This is a genomic window from Mesorhizobium sp. M7A.F.Ca.ET.027.03.2.1, assembly GCF_003999175.1.
In the GTDB taxonomy this organism is placed as follows: Bacteria; Pseudomonadota; Alphaproteobacteria; order Rhizobiales; family Rhizobiaceae; genus Mesorhizobium.
In genome coordinates, this window is the sequence record NZ_RZOM01001004.1 from 1 (window position 1) to 2284 (window position 2284).

Genomic DNA, 2284 nt, shown 5'->3' on the forward strand with positions numbered 1-2284 from the left:
CATATGGAAAAGACCTTTCCGCAGCTCAAGGACTGCCGCATCGATCATGCCTGGGGTGGGCTGGTGTCGGTGACGACGTCGCGGCTGCCGCATGTCGGGCACTATGGCGAGGTCTATTTCGCGCATGGCTATTCCGGCAAGGGCGTCATCCTGTCGACGCTGTCCGGCAAACTGCTTGCCGAAGCGATCACCGGCGATGCCTCGCGGCTCGATCTGTTCTCGACGCTGACCCCGATGCCGTTCCCGGGCGGCACGGCGCTGCGCGGTCCGCTCTACGTGCTGGGCATGCTTTGGTACGCGATGAGGGATCGCATCAAGCATTGAGAGAATCGTCTTTGTCACCCATCGCTCAAGGAATGATGGACCTGATCTAGTAGACGCCAACTCCCGACGTTGGCGCTGCCCCTCACCTGCCTGCCGGCATCCTCTCCCCGTAAACGGGGCGAGGGACGCTGCCATCGCTGCTTTCGCCAATTGTCTGCGGTGCAGAAAAGATGCCAGCGTTGCGGCCAGCGTCTTTCGCCCCGTTTACGGGGAGAAATGCCCGGCAGGGCAATGAGGGGCGGCGCTGGCGGTTGAAGAGTTTTCGGGCGATTTGATTAGACGACGAAGAAATCCTCGATGCGCTGCTTTGCCTCCAGCAGCACCGGCAGGATTTCTCGCTCCATCTCCGCGACCGAAAATCGCGCCGACTGGGTCGAGACGTTGATGGCCGCGACGGTGCGCTCTGCCCGGTCGCGGATTGGCACGGCGATGGAGCGCAGGCCGAGCTCCAGCTCCTCATCGACGATAGCAAAGCCGTCGGCCTTCGCCTTGGCGATGGCGTTGGCTAACAAACGCCTGTCGGTGATCGTCTTCGGCGTCCGTCTCTCGATCGTCGCTTGGCCGAGGAATGCGTCCAATTCCTGGGGCGCCAGGCCGGCAAGCAGGATGCGTCCCATCGAGGTGCAGTAGGCCGGCAGCCTGGTGCCGACGTCGAGCGACACGCTGAGGATGCGGCGGCCGGGAATGCGGGCGACATAGACGACATCCTCACCCGACAGGATGGCCGCCGAGCAGGCCTCGTTCAGTTGTGCTGCCACAGAGCGCATGATGGGCGCGGCGAAGGCCCATAGCGAGGCGCCGCCGAGCCAGGTGCGGGCAACCGTCAGCAGGCGCGGCGACAGCGAGAACACGCGGCCGGCCTGTGTTGCATAGCCGGTGGCGGTGAGTGTCAGCAGGAAGCGGCGGGCGCCGGCGCGGGTGAGGCCCGCTTCCTCCGCCATTTCTGTCAGCGTCATGCCCGAGGGATGGCGGGCCAGGATCTCCATGACGGCGAGGCCGCGCTCGAGCGAGCCGACATGATCACGGGAAACAGCCGCTTCGTCCATCTTGTCTCCGCGGAACGGCATCGGCGTCAGGATTGACTCCTCGCCCTCGCTCAGCGTAGAAAGTATCGCATACAAAACATATGTTCGCAATACGAACTTTCTGAAAACCCGGAGCCGATGCGATGGTCAAGTTCCTGCCGCTCAAACAGGCCGTGGCCGAGAATTTGAAAGATGGCGACTCCGTCGCCTTCGAAGGCTTCACCCATCTGATCCCGACGGCGGCGGCGCATGAGGCGATCCGCCAGGGTTTTCGCGACCTGACCCTGATCCGCATGACGCCGGACCTGATCTACGACCAGATGATCGGCATGGGCATGGCGAAGAAAATCGTCTTCTCCTATGTCGGCAATCCCGGCGTCGGCCTGCTGCGGCGCGCCCGCGATGCCATCGAGAACGGCTTTCCGCGCTCACTCGAAATCGAGGAGCACAGCCATGCCGGCATGGCCAATGCCTATGAAGCGGGTGCTGCCGGCCTGCCCTGCGCGGTGTTTCGCGGCTATCGCGGTGCTGGCCTCGCGGCGGTCAACCCGAACATCAAGTCGGTGACCTGTCCGTTCACCGGCGAGGTGCTGGCCGCTGTCCCTTCGATCCGGCCTGACGTCACCTTCATCCATGCCCAGAAGGCCGACAGGAAAGGCAATGTGCTGGTCGAGGGCATCATCGGCATTCAGAAGGAAGCGGTGCTGGCGGCCAAACGCGCTGTGGTGACCGTCGAGGAAGTCGTCGACAATTTCGACGATCTGCACCCCAATCTGACCGTGCTGCCGCGCTGGACGATCGCGGCGATATCGGTCGTGCCCGGCGGCTCGCATCCCTCCTACGCGCATGGCTACTATGCGCGCGACAATGCGGCCTATCTCGAATGGGACGAGATCGCCGCCGACCGCGAGAAATTCCAGGCGTGGATGCAGGTC

General features: G+C 63.6%; 3 protein-coding genes. 2 read left to right on the top strand and 1 reads right to left on the bottom strand.

What is annotated here, in order from left to right; genetic code table 11:
* Positions 1-324 (top strand): FAD-binding oxidoreductase (locus EN750_RS30300; RefSeq protein WP_145968051.1); only part of this gene is annotated, 324 nt, incomplete at its 5' end.
* A 275-nt stretch (positions 325-599) separates the two neighbouring features.
* Here the strand turns inward: EN750_RS30300 and EN750_RS30305 are convergent.
* Positions 600-1370: an IclR family transcriptional regulator C-terminal domain-containing protein gene (locus tag EN750_RS30305; RefSeq protein ID WP_127398932.1), complete on the bottom strand. Its 771-nt coding sequence runs from the start codon at positions 1368-1370 to the stop codon at positions 600-602.
* Between the two features lie 122 nt (positions 1371-1492).
* Between EN750_RS30305 and EN750_RS30310 the strand changes: the two genes are divergently transcribed.
* On the top strand, positions 1493-2284 hold a 792-nt coding region (locus EN750_RS30310; RefSeq protein ID WP_145968052.1), incomplete at its 3' end, for a CoA transferase subunit A.

Bases quoted from the DNA above. Each gene is read 5' to 3' on its own strand.
- EN750_RS30305 (WP_127398932.1), bottom strand. From the start codon at position 1,370: ATGGACGAAGCGGCTGTTTCCCGTGATCATGTCGGCTCGCTCGAGCGC.